Annotated in this window: 21 protein-coding genes; 10 read left to right on the top strand and 11 right to left on the bottom strand. The window is 70.7% G+C overall.

Annotated features, from left to right (window positions below; all coding sequences use genetic code 11):
• Positions 1-3: 3 nt before the first annotated feature.
• The 3 genes from FCN18_RS16780 to FCN18_RS16770 are packed head-to-tail and all read right to left on the bottom strand — an operon-like array spanning position 4 to position 2,460.
• On the bottom strand, positions 4-861 hold the full coding sequence (locus FCN18_RS16780) for an ABC transporter permease (protein ID WP_112274194.1): 858 nt from the start codon (positions 859-861) through the stop codon (positions 4-6).
• Positions 858-1,856, bottom strand: coding sequence for an ATP-binding cassette domain-containing protein (locus FCN18_RS16775; RefSeq protein WP_112274196.1), 999 nt, complete (start codon positions 1,854-1,856; stop codon positions 858-860). The genes FCN18_RS16780 and FCN18_RS16775 overlap by 4 nt, the downstream gene beginning before the upstream one ends.
• 19 nt (positions 1,857-1,875) lie before the next feature.
• Positions 1,876-2,460, bottom strand: a complete 585-nt coding sequence (locus FCN18_RS16770) for an NADPH-dependent FMN reductase (RefSeq protein ID WP_112274198.1) — start codon at positions 2,458-2,460, stop codon at positions 1,876-1,878.
• A gap of 109 nt (positions 2,461-2,569) precedes the next feature.
• Here FCN18_RS16770 and FCN18_RS16765 point away from each other — a divergent pair, with 109 nt between their 5' ends.
• The 6 genes from FCN18_RS16765 (at position 2,570) to FCN18_RS16740 (ending at position 6,491) form a co-directional block, all read left to right on the top strand.
• The gene (locus FCN18_RS16765) at positions 2,570-3,355 is read left to right on the top strand and encodes an MOSC domain-containing protein (RefSeq protein WP_112274200.1); all 786 of its coding nucleotides are present in this window, start codon (positions 2,570-2,572) and stop codon (positions 3,353-3,355) included.
• The gene (locus FCN18_RS16760; protein ID WP_112274202.1) at positions 3,352-4,338 is read left to right on the top strand and encodes a PDR/VanB family oxidoreductase; all 987 of its coding nucleotides are present in this window, start codon (positions 3,352-3,354) and stop codon (positions 4,336-4,338) included. The genes FCN18_RS16765 and FCN18_RS16760 overlap by 4 nt, the downstream gene beginning before the upstream one ends.
• A 168-nt stretch (positions 4,339-4,506) precedes the next feature.
• A complete protein-coding gene (locus FCN18_RS16755; RefSeq protein ID WP_112274204.1) occupies positions 4,507-4,857 on the top strand; it encodes a histone-like nucleoid-structuring protein Lsr2 in 351 nt (116 codons plus the stop codon).
• A gap of 261 nt (positions 4,858-5,118) precedes the next feature.
• The gene (locus FCN18_RS16750) at positions 5,119-5,466 is read left to right on the top strand and encodes a histidine triad nucleotide-binding protein (protein WP_137095550.1); all 348 of its coding nucleotides are present in this window, start codon (positions 5,119-5,121) and stop codon (positions 5,464-5,466) included.
• 48 nt (positions 5,467-5,514) lie between these two features.
• Entirely contained in the window at positions 5,515-5,862 is a 348-nt protein-coding gene (locus FCN18_RS16745) for an ArsR/SmtB family transcription factor (protein ID WP_199542975.1), read from the top strand.
• Positions 5,859-6,491 carry an SRPBCC family protein gene (locus FCN18_RS16740; protein ID WP_112274210.1) on the top strand — a complete coding sequence of 211 codons (633 nt, stop codon included), beginning with the start codon at positions 5,859-5,861 and terminating at the stop codon, positions 6,489-6,491. The genes FCN18_RS16745 and FCN18_RS16740 overlap by 4 nt, the downstream gene beginning before the upstream one ends.
• Positions 6,492-6,494: 3 nt before the next feature.
• Here FCN18_RS16740 and FCN18_RS16735 read toward each other — a convergent pair whose 3' ends face one another.
• The 4 genes from FCN18_RS16735 to FCN18_RS16720 form a co-directional block, all read right to left on the bottom strand.
• Positions 6,495-6,821 carry an amidohydrolase family protein gene (locus FCN18_RS16735; RefSeq protein ID WP_206077919.1) on the bottom strand — a complete coding sequence of 109 codons (327 nt, stop codon included), beginning with the start codon at positions 6,819-6,821 and terminating at the stop codon, positions 6,495-6,497.
• 316 nt (positions 6,822-7,137) lie between these two features.
• A complete protein-coding gene (locus tag FCN18_RS16730; protein ID WP_112274214.1) occupies positions 7,138-7,881 on the bottom strand; it encodes an SDR family NAD(P)-dependent oxidoreductase in 744 nt (247 codons plus the stop codon).
• Positions 7,882-7,896: 15 nt separating this feature from the next.
• On the bottom strand, positions 7,897-8,661 hold the full coding sequence (locus FCN18_RS16725) for a CoA-transferase (RefSeq protein ID WP_199542982.1): 765 nt from the start codon (positions 8,659-8,661) through the stop codon (positions 7,897-7,899).
• Positions 8,658-9,515, bottom strand: coding sequence for a CoA transferase subunit A (locus FCN18_RS16720; RefSeq protein WP_199542985.1), 858 nt, complete (start codon positions 9,513-9,515; stop codon positions 8,658-8,660). The genes FCN18_RS16725 and FCN18_RS16720 overlap by 4 nt, the downstream gene beginning before the upstream one ends.
• A gap of 154 nt (positions 9,516-9,669) precedes the next feature.
• Here FCN18_RS16720 and FCN18_RS16715 point away from each other — a divergent pair, with 154 nt between their 5' ends.
• The 4 genes from FCN18_RS16715 to FCN18_RS16700 are packed head-to-tail and all read left to right on the top strand — an operon-like array spanning position 9,670 to position 13,424.
• Complete coding sequence (locus FCN18_RS16715; RefSeq protein WP_112274217.1) at positions 9,670-10,680, top strand: LLM class flavin-dependent oxidoreductase; 1,011 nt, start codon at positions 9,670-9,672, stop codon at positions 10,678-10,680.
• Entirely contained in the window at positions 10,667-12,001 is a 1,335-nt protein-coding gene (locus tag FCN18_RS16710) for a phenylacetate--CoA ligase family protein (protein ID WP_113642999.1), read from the top strand. Before FCN18_RS16715 ends, FCN18_RS16710 begins: the two co-directional genes overlap by 14 nt.
• Before the next feature lie 5 nt (positions 12,002-12,006).
• Positions 12,007-12,789: an SDR family oxidoreductase gene (locus tag FCN18_RS16705; RefSeq protein WP_112274221.1), complete on the top strand. Its 783-nt coding sequence runs from the start codon at positions 12,007-12,009 to the stop codon at positions 12,787-12,789.
• Positions 12,786-13,424 carry an RraA family protein gene (locus tag FCN18_RS16700; RefSeq protein ID WP_158303123.1) on the top strand — a complete coding sequence of 213 codons (639 nt, stop codon included), beginning with the start codon at positions 12,786-12,788 and terminating at the stop codon, positions 13,422-13,424. Before FCN18_RS16705 ends, FCN18_RS16700 begins: the two co-directional genes overlap by 4 nt.
• On the opposite strand, the gene FCN18_RS16695 is transcribed toward FCN18_RS16700, so the two are convergent.
• From FCN18_RS16695 to FCN18_RS16680, 4 genes are all read right to left on the bottom strand, one after another.
• A complete protein-coding gene (locus FCN18_RS16695) occupies positions 13,421-14,179 on the bottom strand; it encodes an IclR family transcriptional regulator (RefSeq protein WP_199542988.1) in 759 nt (252 codons plus the stop codon). The two genes, FCN18_RS16700 and FCN18_RS16695, sit on opposite strands and share 4 nt — an antisense overlap.
• A gap of 78 nt (positions 14,180-14,257) precedes the next feature.
• Positions 14,258-15,058, bottom strand: a complete 801-nt coding sequence (locus tag FCN18_RS16690) for an enoyl-CoA hydratase-related protein (protein ID WP_112274227.1) — start codon at positions 15,056-15,058, stop codon at positions 14,258-14,260.
• Entirely contained in the window at positions 15,058-17,151 is a 2,094-nt protein-coding gene (locus tag FCN18_RS16685) for an ABC transporter ATP-binding protein (RefSeq protein ID WP_137095547.1), read from the bottom strand. The genes FCN18_RS16690 and FCN18_RS16685 overlap by 1 nt, the downstream gene beginning before the upstream one ends.
• Positions 17,148-18,653, bottom strand: coding sequence for an ABC transporter substrate-binding protein (locus FCN18_RS16680; RefSeq protein ID WP_137095546.1), 1,506 nt, complete (start codon positions 18,651-18,653; stop codon positions 17,148-17,150). The genes FCN18_RS16685 and FCN18_RS16680 overlap by 4 nt, the downstream gene beginning before the upstream one ends.
• Between the last annotated feature and the right edge of the window lie 15 nt (positions 18,654-18,668).

Below are 18,668 nucleotides of genomic sequence, written 5' to 3'. Positions count from 1 at the left end.
ACGTCATTTCCTGTTGTACAGCCGCATCGTCAGCGTGCCGAAGATCGCGAGGATCACGCCGCCGGAGATCAGCGTCCACAGGATCTCGCCGCCGTCGGGCGTACCCGCCATCAGCGAGCGCACCGCCGCCACGAGGTGGGCGATCGGGTTGACGTCCACGAAGGCCTGCAGCCAGCCCGGCATCGTCTCCGGGTTGACGAACACATTGGACAGGAACGTCATCGGAAAGAGCACGAGCATGCTCACGCCCATCACCGACTTCTCGCTCTTGAGGAACAGGCCGAACATCGTCCAGATCCACGAGAACGCGAACGAGAACGCCACGAGCAGCGCAACACCGAGCAGCACACCGGTCAGCCCGCCCTCGGGACGGAAACCGAGGATGAGGCCCAGCGTCAGGATCACCGTCGAACCGATCAGGTACCGGCAGACGTCGCCGAGCAGCGCACCGACCAAAGCGGACGGTCGCCAGATCGGCAGGGTGCGGAAGCGGTCGAAGACACCCTTCTCGATGTCGGTGTTCACGCCGACGCCGGTGTACATCGTGATCATGACGATGCTCATCACCAAGATGCCCGGCAGCAGGAACTGCAGGTACTCACCCGTCGACCCGGCGAGCGCGCCGCCGAACAGGTAGGTGAACATCAGTGTCATCATGATCGGGAACGCGGTGACGTCGAACAGCTGGTCGGGCACGTGCTTGATCTTCAGCATCGCCCGCCAGCCGAACGTCACCGACGCCGACCACGCGCTCGGCCTCGGTGGCTGCTCGCCCGACGCGAGCACGGCGCCGAGGCCCTCGGCGGTCGGGACGTAGGCGACCGACGGCGCGGTCTCCTTCTCCGGGGTCGCGGTGGTCATGCCGCCACCTCCTCATCGGTCGGGTTGGCTGTGTGGTCGGTGAGGGCGAGGAACACCTCGTCGAGGCTCGGCTGGCCCAGGGAGAAGTCGTCGACGGTGATGCCGGCGGCGGCCAGTTCGTGCAGGGCGCGGGAGGCCTGCTCGGCCGCTCCCCTGCCCGACTCCTCGCCGGAGATGCGCGCCGTGAGCGCCACCGGCTCGGGTTCGAGCGTGACGTCGGTGCCGAGCGTGCGCACGAGCACCCGTTCGGCCTCCGGCCGCTGCGCCGCGTCGCGGAGCCGGACGTGCACCGAACCGGCGCCGACCGACGACTTCAGCTCACCGGGCGTGCCGTCGGCGATCACGCGACCCTGGTCGATCACCGCGATGCGGGACGCCAGCTGGTCGGCCTCGTCGAGGTACTGGGTGGTGAGCAGCACCGTCGTGCCCTGGGCGACGATGATCCGCACGATGTCCCACACCTGGTTGCGGCTGCGCGGATCGAGGCCCGTGGTGGGCTCGTCGAGGAACAGCAGCTCCGGCGTCTTGATGATGCTCGCTGCGATGTCGATGCGCCTGCGCATGCCGCCCGAGTAGTTCTTCACCTGCCGGTCCGCGGCCTCGGTGAGCCCGAACGCCTCCAGCAGCTCGGCCGCCCGCTTGCGCGCACCCGGTTTGCGGTGCCCGAGCAGCCTGCCCAGCAACACGAGGTTCTCGGTGCCGGTCAGGTCCTCGTCGATCGAGGCGTACTGCCCGGTGAGACTCACCTTGCCGCGCACCGCGTCGGCCTCGCGCACGATGTCGTGGCCGAACACGGTGGCCTCGCCCCCGTCCGGTCGCAGCAGCGTCGCCAGCATGCGGACCGCGGTCGTCTTGCCCGCGCCGTTCGGCCCGAGCACGCCGTACACCGTGCCGGCAGGCACCTCCAGGTCGATGCCGCGCACCGCCTTCGTCTTGCCGAAGGTCTTGATCAGCCCTGACGCCTGGATCGCCAGGTCTCCCCTGTGCTTACTCATCAACTTTCCTTTCTCCAAGTCAGGTGACGTACGGCCGCTCGGCGCGGGCGGCGCGCAGGGCCCGGCCCCACCAGACGAGCTGGTCGAGCATCGCGGTGACGGTGCGGGCGGTCTCGCCGTCGTCGGCGGGCCGCCCGGAGTCGTCGACGTCGTCGGCGAAGAGGTCGAAGCTCACGGTGTCGCGCATGGTGACGACGTGGAGCTCGATGAACACGCACCGCAGCTGTTCCACGGCGTAGAGCCCGGCGGAGCGGCAGCCGTAGGAGACAAACCCGGCGGGTTTGCCGTGCCACTCGTCGTAGGCGACGTCTATGGCCTGCTTGAGGGACGCCGGGAAGCTGCGGTTGTACTCGGGGGTCACGACCACGAAGGCGTCAGACTCCCCGATGCGCGCCGCGAGCCTGGCCATGTCGTCCGTCGTCTCGGCGGGCAACTGTGCGGGCAGCTCGAAGTCGGCGAGGTCGACGACGGCCACGTCCAGGTCCTCCCGTTCGCATGCCAGGCCGGCGAACCAGTGCGCGACGTTGTCGCCCACCCGCCCCTTGCGGGTGCTGCCGATGATCACCGCGACACGCAGTGCGGTCGTGTTCTCGCTCGCGGTCATCCGGCCTCCTCTCGCTCTCGACCTGGAGGCGCGAGATCGGGAGGGGCGGCCGCTAGACGCGATCTAGCGGGGATACGGTGCACCTGGCGAAGGGAGCGAGACGACTGCGATGACCGGACACATCCGCAACCTGTACGTCTACCCGATCAAGGGCCTGAGCGCGCAGCCGCTGGACTCGGTGACCCTCGAGGCGGGTCGCGGGGTGCCGCACGACCGCGTGTTCGCCCTCGCCCGGCCGGAGGGCCGGTACGTACCCGGGCAGACGAGCCCGCTGCCGAAGGACCAGTTCTTCATGCTGGCCAGGGACGAGCGCCTCGCCGGGCTGTCGACCCGCTTCGACCCGGCGAGCTCGGTGCTGACGGTGGACGTGCGCGGGCACCGGGTGCTGGAGGCGGACCTGTCCAGCGAGCAGGGCGCCGAGGAGGCCACCGCGTTCTTCGCCAGGGTTCTGGACCGTCCCGCCGAGCGCCCTCCACTGCTCGCCCACGCCGAGGGCAGGCGGTTCACCGACGTGTCGGTGGTCTCCGACGCGATGATGAACGCGATCTCGCTCATCAACCTGGACTCGGTGCGGGATCTGGAGGACCGCGTGGGCGTGCCGATCGACCCGCTGCGGTTCAGGGCCAACGTCTACTTCGACGGGCTGCCGCCGTTCAGCGAGCTCGACCTCGTGGGCAAGGAGCTCCGGATCGGCGAGGTACGGTTGCGGGGCGTGCTCAACACCAAGCGCTGCGCGGCGACCGAGGTGGACCCGGTCAACGCCGTCCGCGACATCGCCGTTCCCCGCCACCTCGTGCAGCAGTACGGTCACGCCGAGCTGGGCTGCTATGCCGAGGTGCTGAGCGGCGGCACGATCAGGCCCGGCGACGTCGTGTCCTACGGGGCGGCCGCATGAGCACGCCCGCGTTCACCGTTCGGATCACGGCCAAGGACCTGCTCACGCCATCGGTATGCCGGTTCGAGCTGCGGGCGCCCGGCGGCTCCGCGTTGCCCGCCTTCACCCCCGGCGCGCACCTCACGGTGCACACCCCGTCGGGGGCCGCGCGCAGCTACTCGCTCACCGGCGACCCGGCCGAGCGCGACCGCTACGTGATCGCCGTCGCCCGCGAGGATGGCGGCAGGGGTGGTTCCGTCAGCCTCGTCGACGAGACCCGGACCGGCGACGAGCTGGAGGTCTCGGCGCCGTCGAACAGCTTCGAGCTGCACCCGTCGGACCGGTACCTGCTGATCGCGGGAGGCATCGGCATCACGCCGATCAGGGCGATGTTCCGGCACCTGAGCCGCCGTGGGGCCGACGTCCGGCTGCTGTACCTGACCCGCTCGCCGGAGCACACCGCGTTCCTCGACGAGTTCACTGTGGACGACGACGCCGTGGTGCTGCACCACAGCGGTGCGGGGGCGGGCCGCCTCGACCTGTGGCCCTACCTCGCCGAACCACGCGAGGACACCCGCGTCTACTGCTGCGGCCCGGGCGGGCTACTGGCCGACGTGCGGGCGCTGACGATGCACTGGCGGCCGAGCCGGGTGCATTTCGAGGACTTCGCCGGGGTCGCGGGCACCGATGGCACGGCCCTGCCGTTCCGCGCGACGTGGCGGCCCACCGGCCGGACGGTGGACGTGCCGGCGAACAAGACACTGCTCGACGCGCTGCGCGATGCCGAAATCGAGGTGCCCAGCTCGTGTGAGAGCGGGACCTGCGGCACGTGCCGCGTGCGGCTGTTCTCCGGCGAGCCCGAGCACCGGGATCTCGTGCTGGACGCCCACCAGCGGCGCCGTTTCGTCATGCCGTGCGTTTCCAGGGCTGCCGGTGAGTGCCTCGAGATCGGTCCCGACGTGGCCGCCGCTGACGAATACCCGGCGCTGCCGGACAACCGGTAACCACATTTGCGCGTCTACCGACTAGTGGAGCTGCTTTCTCCTATCCGGGGTTAGTGCGAACACAGACCGTTATAATCGGGAACGTGTTCCCGGACCGCCGGTATCCGGTACACTTCCGGCTGAGAAGGCAATTCACATTTGCATTGTCCGGGCAAAGCAGGAGGAACAGTGGCTCAGCAGGTTCTTGTCTCCCTCGTGGACGATCTCGACGGTTCCGAGGCCGACGAGACCATCGAGTTCGGTCTGGACGGCGTCAACTACGAGATCGACCTCTCCTCGGAGAATGCCGAGGAGCTTCGCGACACGCTGGCCCAGTACATCGAGCACGCGCGCCGTGCCGGCGGCCGCAAGCGCACGCAGGGCAAGCGGGCCAACGGACAGGCTCAGGGCCGCTCGTCGTCGGCCGACCGTGAGCAGAATCAGGCGATTCGCGCCTGGGCCCGCAAGAACGGTTTCGACATTTCCGAGCGTGGGCGCATTCCGTCCGAGGTCACAGAGGCCTATCACCGACGCAACTGAAACTGTCGTTTCAGACAATGACAGGGCGTCGCGGCGACCGGCGTCCTGTCACATATCCGGGCATTACCGTGCCCGGCGAGGCCGAATGACGCCGGCCTGGCGAAACGGCGGCGGCACCGGCAAAACCGGCCGGGACGAAAATCAACGCCGCCATCGCGGTGACTGACGGTGACGGTCCGTATGGCGAACACGACAATCGCAAGTTGCGATCTGCCGCCGATTTCCCCGCGGCACCCAGACCACTGGCATACAGTGAGCACAATGAGCACCGAGTGCCTGTTCTGCCGCATCGTGGAGCGGACGCTGCCCGCGACCGTGGTCCACGAGACCGAGACCGTCCTCGCGTTCCGGGACATCGACCCCAAGGCCCCCACCCACGTGCTGGTGATCCCCAAGGAGCACCACGCCGACGCCGCGATCATGGCGAGCGCGGACCCCGCGCTCGCAGGCGAGGTGCTGGCCGTCGCGGGCGAGGTGGCCAAGCTCGACGGGGTGGACGCGTCCGGCTACCGGCTCGTCTTCAACACCGGCTCCGACGGCCAGCAGACGGTCTTCCACGCGCATTGCCACGTCCTCGGCGGGCGAGGCTTGACCTGGCCCCCCGGCTGAATATCTTAGCCTTGACTTATATAAGTCGTCACTGCAAGGATCTTTTCCGTGCACGCGTTCGACGTACTGGGGGATCCGGTCCGCCGCCGGATCCTGGAACTGCTCGCCGACGGTGAGCAGACGTCGGGCGCGGTCACGGCCATCATCCAGGACGAGTTCGGAATCTCCCAGCCCGCGGTCTCCCAGCACCTGCGGGTTTTGCGCGACAACGGGTTCGCCACCGTCCGCGCGCAAGGCGCCCGCCGGCTCTACGCCGTCGACACGGCCGGGCTGCGGGAGGTCGACGTGTGGCTGGAGCGTTTCCGCGGCTTCTGGACCCAGCATCTCGACGCGCTGGCCACCGAACTCGCACGAGGCAAACGGGACCGCAGGAAGAAGGGCACGGAAGAGCCATGATCGACATAGCCACTCAGCTCAAGACCGTCTACCGCGAGGTCAAGAAGAGACAGGTAACCGGTGGTGATGAGGGCGAGACGGTCAGCATCCTGCTGCGCCGCCGCTACACCTCCCCGATCGACGACGTCTGGGACGCGGTGACCGAGCCCGACCGGCTCGCGCGCTGGTTCGCCCCGGTCAGCGGTGACCTGCAGGCCGGCGGCAAGTTTCAGGTGGAGGGCAACGCCGGCGGCGAGATCCTGCGCTGCGAACGGCCCCAGCTGCTGCAGCTGACCTGGGGCGCCGAGAACAGCATCGTCGAGCTACGGCTCGCCGCCGACGAGAACGACGACACGGTGATCGAACTCGAGCACACCGTGCCGATCGAGATCGCGGGCAGCGGCGCCGGCTCCCTCTACGTCGGCCCCGGCTGGGACGTCAGCCTGCTCGGCCTGGACCGGTACGTGCGCGGCGAGGCCGATGGCGACCCGACGGAGTGGGAGAACTCCGACGACGTGCAGCGCTTCTCGCAGCACTCGGTGAGTGCGTGGGCCAGCGCCACCGAGGCCTCCGGCACCGCGACCACCGAGGAGGTCGCCGAGGCCAGGAAGGTCGCGCTCGCGCAGTTCGCACCCGATCTGACCACTTAGGACTCACTGAGCTCGAGTCCACACGCGACTCCCGCCGACGTAGGTGTGCAGCACACTGGTGTCCGCGATCGACTCGGGTTCGACAGCGAGCGGATCCCGGTCCAGCACCACGAAGTCGGCGAGGAACCCCGGCGCCAGCCGTCCCTTCCACCCCTCGTCGCCGCACGCCGCGGCCGAGCCGATCGTGTAGATCGCGAGCGCCTCGGCCGCAGTGAGGTCCTGCCGGACGCCGACGAGCGCGCCGTCGTCGACGCCGCCTCGGGTCACCATGCTCTGCAGACCGAGCAACGGCTCGTAGGGCCCACACGGGTAGTCCGACGAACCGGCCACGGTGATCCCGGCGTCCAGAAGGACCGGTGGGCGAACATCCGGTCAAGCCTTTGCGCTCCGTACCAGGATTCCAGCGCCCCGCCGTGATACGCGGCGTAGCCGGCGAACGGCACTGCGATCGCGTCGAGCGCCCAGCGATGTGCTGTTCTTCGCCGTGATCAGCCCGGTTGCCGCCTCGTGCAATTGCCACGCGCACATCGGCTCGGCCTGGCTTCCGCGGTCACCCGGGAGAGCCAGGAACGCGCCGCACGCGAACTCGCGGACCTGACCGGGCGCGCCGGAGACTTCACGGCGGCGTGGCGGAGGGTGAGTGGCGCTACACCATCGTGAGCCCGCCGGACACGCTCACCGTCTGACCGGTGATGAAGTCGGCGTCAGCGGAGGCGAGGAACGCGATCGCGGCCGCGATCTGTTCCGGCTGGGCCAGGCTGCGCAACGGGGTGGCCCTGATCATGCCGTTGAGGATCTTCTCCAGGTCGCCGCCGAACCCGTTGAGGAACGGCGTGTCCGTGGGGCCGGGCGCCACCGAGTTGACGCGGATGCGGTGGCGGGCGACCTCACGGGCGAGCGCCTTGCCGAACGCGATGACACCACCCTTCGTCGCCGAGTAGACCACCTCGCCGGAACTACCGACCCGGCCCGCGTCCGAGGCCACGCACACGATCGCGCCCTCACCCTGCTCGATCAGGCTCGGCAGCACGGCGTGCGTGCAGGCGATCGTGCCCATGAGGTTCACCGTGAGCAGCCGCTGCCAGGTCGCGGGATCACTGTCGGCGAACGGGCCGATGGTGTCGCAGCCGGCGTTGTTGACCAGCACGTCGACGCGGCCAAGGACGTCGGTGACCGTGGCGGCGAGCTCCCGCGCCGAATCGGGTGATCCGACGTCGACCTGCACGGCGAGTCCGGGCGTGGCGAGCTCGGCGGCGGTGGTGCGTGCGGCGTCGGCGTCGATGTCGGCCACCACCACGGTCGCACCCTCCTCGGCCAGTCGCAGGCACGTCGCCCGGCCGATGCCGCCGGCGCCTCCGGTGACGATCGCGACACGATCTTGGAATCGCATGGCTGGTCCTCTCTTTCAGCTTCGAAGTACCCCGGTCCGGTCGACAACGGCCCGTAACGCGCCGAGCTCCTCCCCGGTCGGCGGTTCCGTCGCCGGCCACGGCGGCGGGGGCAGGGCGAAGCCGGTCGCGTCGAGCACGCGACCGGGCTCGATACCCGGATTCAGCGACGACACCGTCATGGCGTGCTCGGGCTCGGGGAAACCGAACACCGCGAGCGGCGTGATGCACACCTGCGGGCCCGCTGTGGCGATCCCCGCACGACGCCGCTGTGTGCCGCCGGACAGATGACCCGGCGCCGTCACGTAGTCGACCCGTTCGACGAACGTGCGCGGTGAGTGTGCCGTGCTGAACAACAGCGTGCGTTTCGCCGTCACGGCCATCGAGATGTTGGCGAGCCCCGGGCCACGGAACCGGGGTGGCTCGCCGAACGGGCCGGTCCGGGTCAGGTTGATGTTGCCGAAGCGGTCGAGCTGGACGCCGCCGTAGCACATGAAGTCGAGCCGTCCGTTCTCCGACAGTTCGAACAGGTCGTACGCGGTGCCGATGGCCTCGCACCCGGTGAACCACCGGCCGTCCGACGAGGATCGGTACAGCCTGCCCGGCCGCGGGTTCACGGCACCGGAGGGCATGATCACCGTCAGGTCCGGCGCGTGGAGGCACTGCGCGAGCAGGGCCGCCGCCACCGGGATCTCGCTGCTGGCGCCCATCATCCCGATCTCGCCGTTCCGTAGCTGGCGCGCCAGCAGCACGGCCATCAGTTCCCGGTCGGAATAGCTCACGCGACCTCCTCGTCCAGCGCGTCGAGCCGCGCGGTCCCGCCGATCCGGTCGAGATAGGTGGCGTGGTCCAGGTGCACGAACTCCCTCAGGTAGCGCGCGAACGCGTCCCCTCCGTCCCCGTCCGGCGCCCCCGCCGCCGCGAGGTAGTGCCGCAGGTGCTCCTCGTCGTGGCAGTACAGCCCGTGGCTGGAGCACGGGTGCGCCCCGTAGGGCAGCGGCACGACCGCGTCGACGAGATAGCCCGGAATGGTCGTTCGCCACGGCTCCGCGCGCACCACGTCGTTGCCGACCAGCCGGTCGACGGTGACCACGACGCGCGCGGACGCCTTGGCGAACACGGGGTCGCAGAACGCCGCCCCGAGATGCCGGACATTGCCGAACCGGTCGGCCTCCTGGGCGTGCAGCACCGCGACGTCGGGCCTGAGCGCTGGCGCCCGCGGCCCGTCCGTGCCGGTCCGCACCTGGGTCGAGGTACGCAGGAGGTCGGTGGCGACGAGCGACGGCACCGGGTGGTCCGGGAGGCCCTCGAGCGTGGCCATGAGCCCGCCCAGCACAGTGGCCTCGTCGCACTCGATGATCTCCAGCTCGGCGCGTTCGGCGGCGCGGCGGAACCGGGGTGCGAGCCCGAGGTGTTCGAAAGAGACGTGCGCCGTGTACAGCGTGCGCACGGCTCCGGCCCCGATGAGCAGGTCGGTGTCGAAGCTGGACGGTGGCGAGGTGAGCAGGCGCAGCCCGGAGACGCCACCGCGCAGCAACGCACGGATCGCCGCGGCGGGCCGGTTGTGGTACCACAATCCGCCCACCGCGATCAGCGTGTCCGCACCGATGCCGGCCAGCGCGCTGTCGAGAGTCATCACTTTGGACAGTCGTCCGTCCGTGGCACGTTCCACGGCGGACGTTCGGGGAACTCCGGCCATCTCGCCTCCGCCCGGGTGGTTTACACACGGGACTGTAGCAGCCATACTGTGACTTCAAAAGTCAGATAATGACACTTGCCGTGGAGGTAGTGTGGAGCACCTTCGGTTCGGGCTCACTCTGGCCAACCGCAACGTCGTTCTGGGGCACGGCACGGCTGCCGACCTCCTGCGCCTGGCGGAGCAGGCCGACGAATCCGGTCGCATCGACTCCGTCTGGGTGGGCGACTCGCTTTACGTGAACCCCCGGCTGGACGCCGTCACGCTGCTCGCCGCTCTCGCGGCACGGACGAGCCACGTGCTGATCGGCCCTGCGTGCATGGGCAGCTTCGCACTGCGCGACCCGTTGACCCTCGCGTACGAATGGGCGAGCCTGGACCACCTCGCGGGTGGCCGGACGGTGCTCATCGCCTGCGTCGGCGGCGGCAAAGGGCCGGAATGGCAGGCCGAGAGCGAGGCGCTCGGCGTGCCCGCGGCACAGCGCCGCCGCCGCATGCTGGAGAACATCGCCGTGCTGCGGCACCTGTGGACGACCGATGGCGAGCCGTTCACCGGTGAGTTCCACCAGTTCTCCGGGCTCAGTCTGCGACCGCGACCGCTGCAGGATCCGCCGCCCATCTGGCTGACCACCAACGCCACTCGGTTGTCCACTCCGGACTCCGGTGCCGCCGCCGGCGCCCCGGGCAGGCCGGCGGGACGGGGGCTGGAACGCGTGGCGCGGATCGCCGACGGCTGGATGACCCACAGCACCACCCCGGAGGATTTCGCCGTCGGCTGGCAGACGATCGGCAAGCTCGCGGCCGACGCCGGCCGCGATCCGGAGCGATTGGGCAACTGCCTCTACCACAACATCCACATCGGAACGAGCAAACAGGACTCGCTCGACCGGGCACGGCGGTACCTCGATGAGTACTACGCGACGACGTTCAGCCCCGGCCGCACGGCGGCGTGGACCACCGCGGGCACGCCCGAGGAGTGCATCGAGGACCTGCGCCGCTACCGCGGCACCGGTGTGCAGCACATCGCCCTCCGGCTGTGCTCCCACGACCAGGAGGAGCAGCTGCGTCGCCTCGTTGAGGAGGTCCTGCCCCATGTCAACGGCTGACTGGGAGTACCTGCCGTGGGCACGGGTGCGGCAGCGGCACGAGGACCTGCTCGGACCGCAGCTGGACCACGTACTGGCCCATTCCGCCTTCTACCGCCGGAAACTCGGTGAGGCCGGCATCGGCCGCGCCGACCTCACCGGGCTCGACGCGCTCGAGGCGGTTCCGTTCACCACCAAGGCCGAGCTCCGCCGTTCGCTCGCCGACCAGCCGCCGCTCGGCGCCCATCTCGCCGTCCGGCCCAGCGAGATCGTGCAGGTGCACGCGACCTCCGGTACGACCGGTGCACCGGTCTACCTCGCGCTGACGGCCGGCGATCGGGACGTCTGGAACGAGATGGGTGCCCGAGTCTTCCGGACCAACGGTATCCGGCGAGGCGAGGTGGTACTACAGGCGTTCGCGATGTCCCGTGGGTTCGTCGGCGGGCTGCCGATCGTCCAGCAGCTGCAGCACGCCGGCTGCACCGTGCTGCCGATCGGCGCGGAGGCGGGCACCGAGCGCCTGCTGCTGGCCATCGACCAGCTGCGGCCGACCGCGCTCGTCGGCACCCCGTCACTCGCCCGTCACCTCGCCGAATCCGCGCCGGCCGTGCTCGGCAAGCCCGCGACCGCGCTGCCGATCCGGCTGCTGTCGCTCGGTGGTGAGCCGGGGGCCGGGATTCCCTCGGTACGGCAGCGGCTCCGCGAGCTGTGGAACGCCGAGGTCCGCGACCTGATGGGCGGCGCCGACTTCGGATCCACCTACTGGGCCGAGTGCGACGCGGGCGGCGGGATGCACCTGTGCTCGCAGAACGCGCTCCACGTCGAGCTCGTCGATCCGGCGACCGGCCGCGCCCAGCGCATCGAACAGGGCAGCCGCGGCGAACTCGTCTACACGGCGCTGCGCAGGCACGCGAGCCCACTGTTGCGCTACCGCAGCGGCGACCTCGTCGAGGTGGCCGGCACCGAATGTCCGTGCGGCCGGACCGGCTTCCGCATCGTGGTGCTCGGGCGGGCCGACGACATGCTCATCGTCCGCGGGATCAACGTGTTCCCCGCCGCCGTCAAGGACGTCGTCGGCGGGCTACTGCCGCGCGTGACCGGCGCGGTGCGGATCATCGCCGGATTCCCCGGTCATACCACGGACCAGCCGCTGCCGGTTCGCGTCGAGCATGCCGAGGGCCTGCCCTCGCCGCAGCACGCGGCGCTGACTCGCGAGATCGCCGACCGGCTGCACCGCAGGCTCGGCGTGCGCGCCGAAGTCCGCCTCGTGCCGCCCGGAAGCCTGCGCCCGCTGGACGGCCACAAGGAGATCCTGCTGGAGCGCACCACCACCGGGAGCTGACCCACATGGACCTCGGACTGCACGGCCGCGTCGCACTCGTCTCGGGTGGCAGCGCTGGAATCGGTGCCGCCGTGGCCGCGCGACTCGCCGACGAGGGCACCACGGTCGTCGTCGCCGCGCGGGACCGGCGGCGACTGGCCGCTACCGCGGCGGAGCTGGGGCCGTCCGTCCACCCGCGCACCGCCGACATGGCCGACCCGGACCAGTGCGCCGCGGTCGTCGACTGGACGCTGCGCACCCACGGCCGGATCGACGCCGCGGTGGCCTGCACGGGCGCCGCACCCGCCGGCCGGTTGTCTGATGTGGACGAAGAGGACTGGGTGCTCGCACTGCGTTCCAAACTGCTGGCGCACGCCACGCTGTGTCGTGCCGTGCTGCCGGCCCTGGCCACCCACGGAGGCGCCGCGGTGCTGGTCGGTGGCAACGCCGGTCTGCAGGCCGCGCCGTGGGAGGTGCTCGCCGGTAGCGTGAACGCGGCGGTGCTGAGCCTGGCCCGGTCGCTGGCGGCCGAGTACGGCACACGGGGAGTCCGGATCAACACCGTCCACCCCGGACCAGTCGACACCGGACGCTGGGGCCTGCTCACCGCACGGGTGGCCACCCTGCGCGGCGTCTCCGAGCAGCAGGTCGAACGCGACACACTCGGCTCCCTGCCACCAGGCAGGCTGTGCACGGCCGACGAGGTCGCCTCGGTCGTCGCCTTCCTGGTGTCGCCCCGTGCCGCGTTCGTCAACGGCGCCCACCTCGCCGTGGACGGAGCACAACAGAAAGGACGGTGGGGACTGTGAACACCGACCCCGGCCGGGCCCTCGCGGCAGCGACCCCCGCCGCGATCGCCGACGCGCTCGACCACCTCGGCCTGCCCGGCGTGCTCGCACCCGGGCTCCGCTCCCACGTCGCCGCCCGGATCGCGGGACCCGCCGTCACGGTCGTCTACGAACGCGCGACCGAGCGGAGACAACCCGAGCACACGTTCGAGGCGGTCGACACCGCGGCGCCGGGCAGCGTCCTCGTGCTCGCCGCCGGGGGCGACACCGGCATCGCGTTCTGGGGCGGAACCCTCACGGCGGCGGCCGTGCACCGGGGGCTCGCCGGCGCCGTCGTCGACGGTGCCGTCCGCGACACGGACGAGATCGCCGGCCATGGCTTTCCCGCCTTCGCCCGTGGCGTCGCCCTGCGCGGCCCGGCGGGCCGGTTCCGTTCGGTGGCGCTGAACGTGCCCGTCATGTGCGCGGGTGTGACCGTCCACCCCGGCGATTTCGTGGTGGCCGGCCCGGACGGCGTGCTGGCGGTTCCCGGCGGGCACGCCGACGAGGTCGCCCGCGTCGCCGCGGAGTTCGACGAACGGGACCGGCTGCTCACCGAGAACCTGCTGGCCACCGGCTCACTCCGCGCGGCGACCCGGACCGTTTCCCTGTTCTAGGACTCGGGGCGGAACCGGAGCGCTGCCGAGATCTCGTCGGCCGCTTCCACCGTCACGGTGATCAGCTCCATCCGTCGTGACGCCGGCACCCGCGCGGCCGGGCACGGCAGGTTCAGCGCCGCGACGACGGCGCCCGTGTGGTCACGGATCGGCGCCGCCACCGCCCACACGCCCTGCTCCGTCTCGCCGTCGTTGATCGCGTAGCCCCGTTCGCGCACGGGTCCGAGGCTGTCGATGAACGCTTCGGGTGAAACCACCGTCCGGCTGGTGTGGCCGGGCCAGGGGCCCTCGGGAAGCAACTCGGTCAACTCGTCATCGGGGAGCGAGGCGAGCAGCACCTTGCCCGGAGCGCTGCCGAGGTAGGTCGGATGCCGCCACCCGACCGGGTGGAAGATCCGCAGGCCGAGAGGACCGTCCCGGGTGCCGACGAACACCACGTCGACGCCACTGCGCACGGCGAGCTGCGTCGTCTCCTCGGTCTTGTCGCGCAGCCGCTCCATCACGGGACCGGCCACGTCGATCAAGCTCGAGGTCTGTGCCGCGACGGCGCCGAGCCGGACGACCTCGTGATGCAGCCGGTACCGTCCGGACTCGGCGTCCACGCGGACGAAGCCGTGTTCCTCCAGCGTCAGCATCAGCCGGCGCACGGTACTGGCCGAGAGTTCCAGTTCCCGGCTGATCTCGGCGATCGTCTTCGCCGGCGCGTCGAGCGTGAAGGCGCTGAGCACCTGCAACAGTCGGCTCGCCGAGCGCATCGTCTCGCCCGTCTTGACCTTGACCAGGGCACCCCCTTCGTTCGTGCGCCCATCATAGGGCCCGCTGTGGGCGCGAGCTCACGTCCGGTAGCGCCCGAAGTCAGGCGCCCTCTTGGCCAGCAGGCCTGCCAGGCCCTCCCGTGCTTCGTCCGTGCCCTCGAACAGGTGCAGTGTGTCGAACGACAGCGACGACAGCGCCGTGACGCCCCCGGTGTCGGCGTTGAACGCGTGCTTGACGTACCCGAGCGCGGTCGGGCTGAGCGCGAGGATCTCGTCCGCCCAGCTGCGAACCTCCGCGCGCAGCCGGTCCCCGGGGACCACCGCGTTCACGAGACCCCACCGGTAGGCGGTCTCGGCGTCATAACGCCGGCAGAGCAGCCACAGCTCCCTCGCCCGTTTCTCCCCCACTGCCCTGGCGAGCAGCGTGGTGCCGAAGCCAGCGTCGAACGAGCCGACCCGGGGACCGGCCTGGCCGAACGTGGCATGCTCGGCCGCGATGCTCAGGTCGCAGAGCACGTGCAGCACATGGCCGCCACCAACGGCGACACCGTTGACGGCGGCGATCACCGGCTTAGGGATGTCCCGGATCAGCCGCTGCAGCGTCTCCAGTTCGAAAAGACCCGTCTCGCTCGGCCCGTAGTCGCCGGACTCCGCGCGCTGCTTCTGGTCACCGCCCGCGCAGAACGCCTTCTCACCCGCGCCGGTCAAGGCGACCACGCCGACCGACCGGTCCGCCCAGGCCAGCTTGAACGCCGCGACGAGCTCGTCCAGCGTCCGGCCGCGGAACGAGTTGAGTCGTTCCGGACGGTCGATCGTGATCCAGGCGAGCCCGCTCGCGCTCTCATAGCGGACGTCGGTGAAGTCTTCCGGTCGCAGCATCACAGGTTCCCTTTCTCGGCTACGTCGTCGGTCGGGACGAACGCCGGCGCGCCACCATCGGCGAAGTGGCACGCCACGGGGTGGGCCACGGTGCCGTGCGGCACGAGCGGCGGGGTCTCGTCGGCGCACCGCTGCTCGGCGCGCCAGCAGCGGGTCCGGAACCGGCAGCCGGACGGCGGGTCGGCCGGACTCGGGGGCGCGCCGCGCAGGATGATCCGGTCGCGCCGCCGGGCCTGATCCGGATCGGGCACCGGCACCGCCGACAGCAGTGCCTGCGTGTACGGATGTGCGGGCCGTTCGTAGAGCTCGCCGTTGTCAGCGAGCTCCACGATGCGGCCGAGGTACATGACGGCGATCCGGTCGCACAGGTGCCGCACCACGCTGAGGTCGTGGGAGATGAACACGTACGCGAGCCCCAGTTCCCGCTGAACGCGGTCGAGCATGTTGAGCACCTGTGCCTGGATGGACACGTCGAGGGCCGACACCGGTTCGTCCAGCACCAGTACGGACGGTTCCATCGCGAGTGCCCGCGCGACGGCGACCCGCTGCCGCTGCCCGCCGGAGAACTCGTGCGGATAACGGTCGGCGTGCTCGGGATTCAGCCGGACCAGATCCATGAGTTCGGTGACGCGCGCGGCGATCCGGTCGCCGGTCACCAGCCGGTGGACCCTGAGCGGCTCGGCGAGCACCTGACGCACCGTCATGCGCGGGTTCAGAGACGCGAAGGGGTCCTGGAACACCAGTTGCAGGCCCCTGGCCGCGGCACGCAGTGCTCGCCTGTTCGCGGCCGTGAGGTCGGTTCCGTGGAAGACGATCCGGCCGCCGCTGGGCTCGAGCAAGCGGACGATCGCCCTGCCGACCGTCGACTTGCCGCAGCCGGACTCACCGACCACGCCGAGTGTCTCGCCTGCCCGCAGCGCGAAGGAGACGCCGTCCACGGCACTGACCTCGCCGCGGCCGCTGCGGCGATCGGGGAACCGCTTGACGAGGTCGCGCACCTCCAGCACGACCGGCCCCGGCGTGCCGGCCGTGCGGGGCTCGTCCGGCTCGGCCCCCGCGCCGGCGACCTCCTCCGCGAAGTGGCAGGCCGACTCGCGGCCGGTCGCCGTCACCCGCAGCGCAGGGCGCTCCTCCCGGCACCGCGCCCGGTCCTGCGACAGCGCACAACGCTCATGGAACGCGCAGGCGCCCGGGATCGCCGCCAGGTCAGGCGGCTGACCTGGGATCGGCCGCAGCCGCGCGACGCGCCGGTCCAGGCGGGGCAGCCCGTCGAGCAGGCCCCGGGTATATGGGTGCCGCGGATCGCGCAGCACCTCCCGCACAGGTCCGTGCTCCACGATCCGGCCCGCGTACATCACCACGAGCCGGTCGGCCATCTCCGCGACCACGCCGAGGTCGTGCGTGATGAGGATCGTCGCGGCACCGGTCGCGTCCCGCGCGGCCCGCAGCGCCTCCAGGACTTGCGCCTGCACGGTCACGTCGAGCGCGGTCGTCGGCTCGTCGGCGATCAGCAGGCGCGGGTCGTTCGCGATGGCCATCGCGATGACGACGCGCTGGCGCATCCCGCCGGAGAACTCGTGCGGGTACTGGTCGAGACGGCGCTCGGGACTCGACACCCCGACCAGGGACAACAGCTCCGCCGCCCGCTCACGGACCCGCGCCTTCGACAGGTCGTGCTGGTGTGCGGTGATCGCCTCCCCGATCTGGTCGCCGATGGTCATCACCGGGTCCAGTGAGGTCATGGGGTCCTGGAACACCATCGCCACGTCGTTGCCGCGCAGCTGGCGCAGCCGTCGCGGGCTCACGCGCAGCAGGTCCTCGCCGAGCAGGCTGATCTCCCCGGCCCGCACGCTGGCGGTGCCCGGAAGCAACCCCATGACGGCCGCGACCGTGGCGCTCTTGCCGGAGCCGGACTCGCCGACGATGCCGAGTGTCTCCCCGGGGCGGACCTCGAAATCGAGCCCGTCGGCGGCCACTACCTCGGCCCCGTTCCCGGTGAAGCCGACCCGCAGGTCCCTGACCCGCAGCACCGGTCCGCCGTCCCCCTGCGCCGACCGCGGCCCACCGGCCGCCCTGGAATCGACCACGCTCATGCCCGCCCCACCTTCGCCAGGCGCAGCACGCCGTCGGCATAGTGCTGGAAGCCCTGCACTCGCTGGCTGACCGCCTTGAGATCGGTGAAGAAGAACAGCGTCACCTGCGGCACTTCGCGGGCGAAGTCGTCGGCGAGCCGGCGTTCCAGCTCGGGCCCGCGTGCCTCGTCCGAGTTCGCCCGCAAGGCCGCGAGGTGCTCGTGCACGGTCTCGTCGGCGAAGCCGGACTCGTAGGCGCTGCCGTCAGGGTGGAAGTTGCGGTAGTAGCTCTCCCCGAGCGTGGGCAGGCCGCTGTTGGTCAGCAGGATCGCGTCGTAGTCGAGAGACCGGTACTGGGACAGCATCGCCCCGTACTCCCTGGCGTCGATCTCCATCGTGATGCCGGCCTGGGCGAGCTGACTCTGCAACGTCTGCGCCAGCCGGGACTGCGCGGGGTCGTCGGCGTTGACCAGCATCGAGAAGCGCGGGGCTACGCCGGCCTCGGCGGCGAGGCGCCGGGCGGTGTCCGGATCGGCCTGCGGCACCTGGCCGACTCCGGGGAACGGACCGGGTGCGGGCACGGCGTACTCGCCGTTGGCCACCCTGGCCGCCTCGGTGCGGTCGATGGCGGCCGCTACCGCGCGCCGCAGGCGCACGTCGTCGAACGGTGCCCGGCCGCTGTTGAAGTAGACCCGGATGTTGAACGTCAGCTCCCTTGTGGACAGCCGGAGCGAGTCGTTGTTCTCGATCCGCGGAACCGACTGAGGGCTTACGGTGTCGACGAGGTCGAGCTCACCGGCCAGTAGCCGGGCGACCTTGGCGTCGGTGTCCGGGATGATCCGGAAAACGACCCGGTCGACCGTGGGCGTGCCGGGCGTCCAGTAGTCCTCGTTGCGCGTGAGCGTGACGCTGTCGCCCGTGGTCTGCGAGGCGAACTCGAACGGCCCGGTGCCCACGGGATGTGCCGCGAACGCCGCCCGGTCCCGCGCCGCCTCGGGCGCGACCATCATCCCGGCCCGGTCGGCCAGTGTCGCCAGCAGCCCGCCGAACGGCTCGCTCAGCCGGAACCGGACCGTCAGTGGATCGACGACGTCCACCGACGAGATGGTGGCGATCTCGTCCGAGCGCGCGAGCTCGCGCATCCGTTCGATGTTCGCGGCCACGGCGTCGGCGTCGAACGCCTCGCCGTTGTGGAAGGTGACGCCCTCCCGCAGACGGAACGTGTAGGAGAGCTCGTCCGCGGACACCTCCCACGAGGTCGCGAGCCCTGGTACGAAGCCACCGTCCACATCGGTTTCCACCAGCCGGTCGAAGATGTTGGCCAGCACGTGCCGGTCGCCCGAAGACCCGGACTCGTGCGGGTCGAGCGAGTCGATGGACCGGTCGATCGCGACGGTCAGCGTGCTGTCGTCCCCGGACGGGGGGCCGCCCGCGGTGTCGACGTCCACCTGGCAGCCTGTCACCGCCAGCAGCGCGGCCGCGGCGAGAGCCGCGAAGGCCGGGCGCGCAATTCTCGATCGCATGGCACTTCTCCTTGT

Source organism: Prauserella endophytica (assembly GCF_005146945.1).
Lineage (GTDB): Bacteria > Actinomycetota > Actinomycetes > Mycobacteriales > Pseudonocardiaceae > Prauserella_A > Prauserella_A endophytica.
This window is presented reverse-complemented; position numbering and strand designations above follow the sequence as displayed.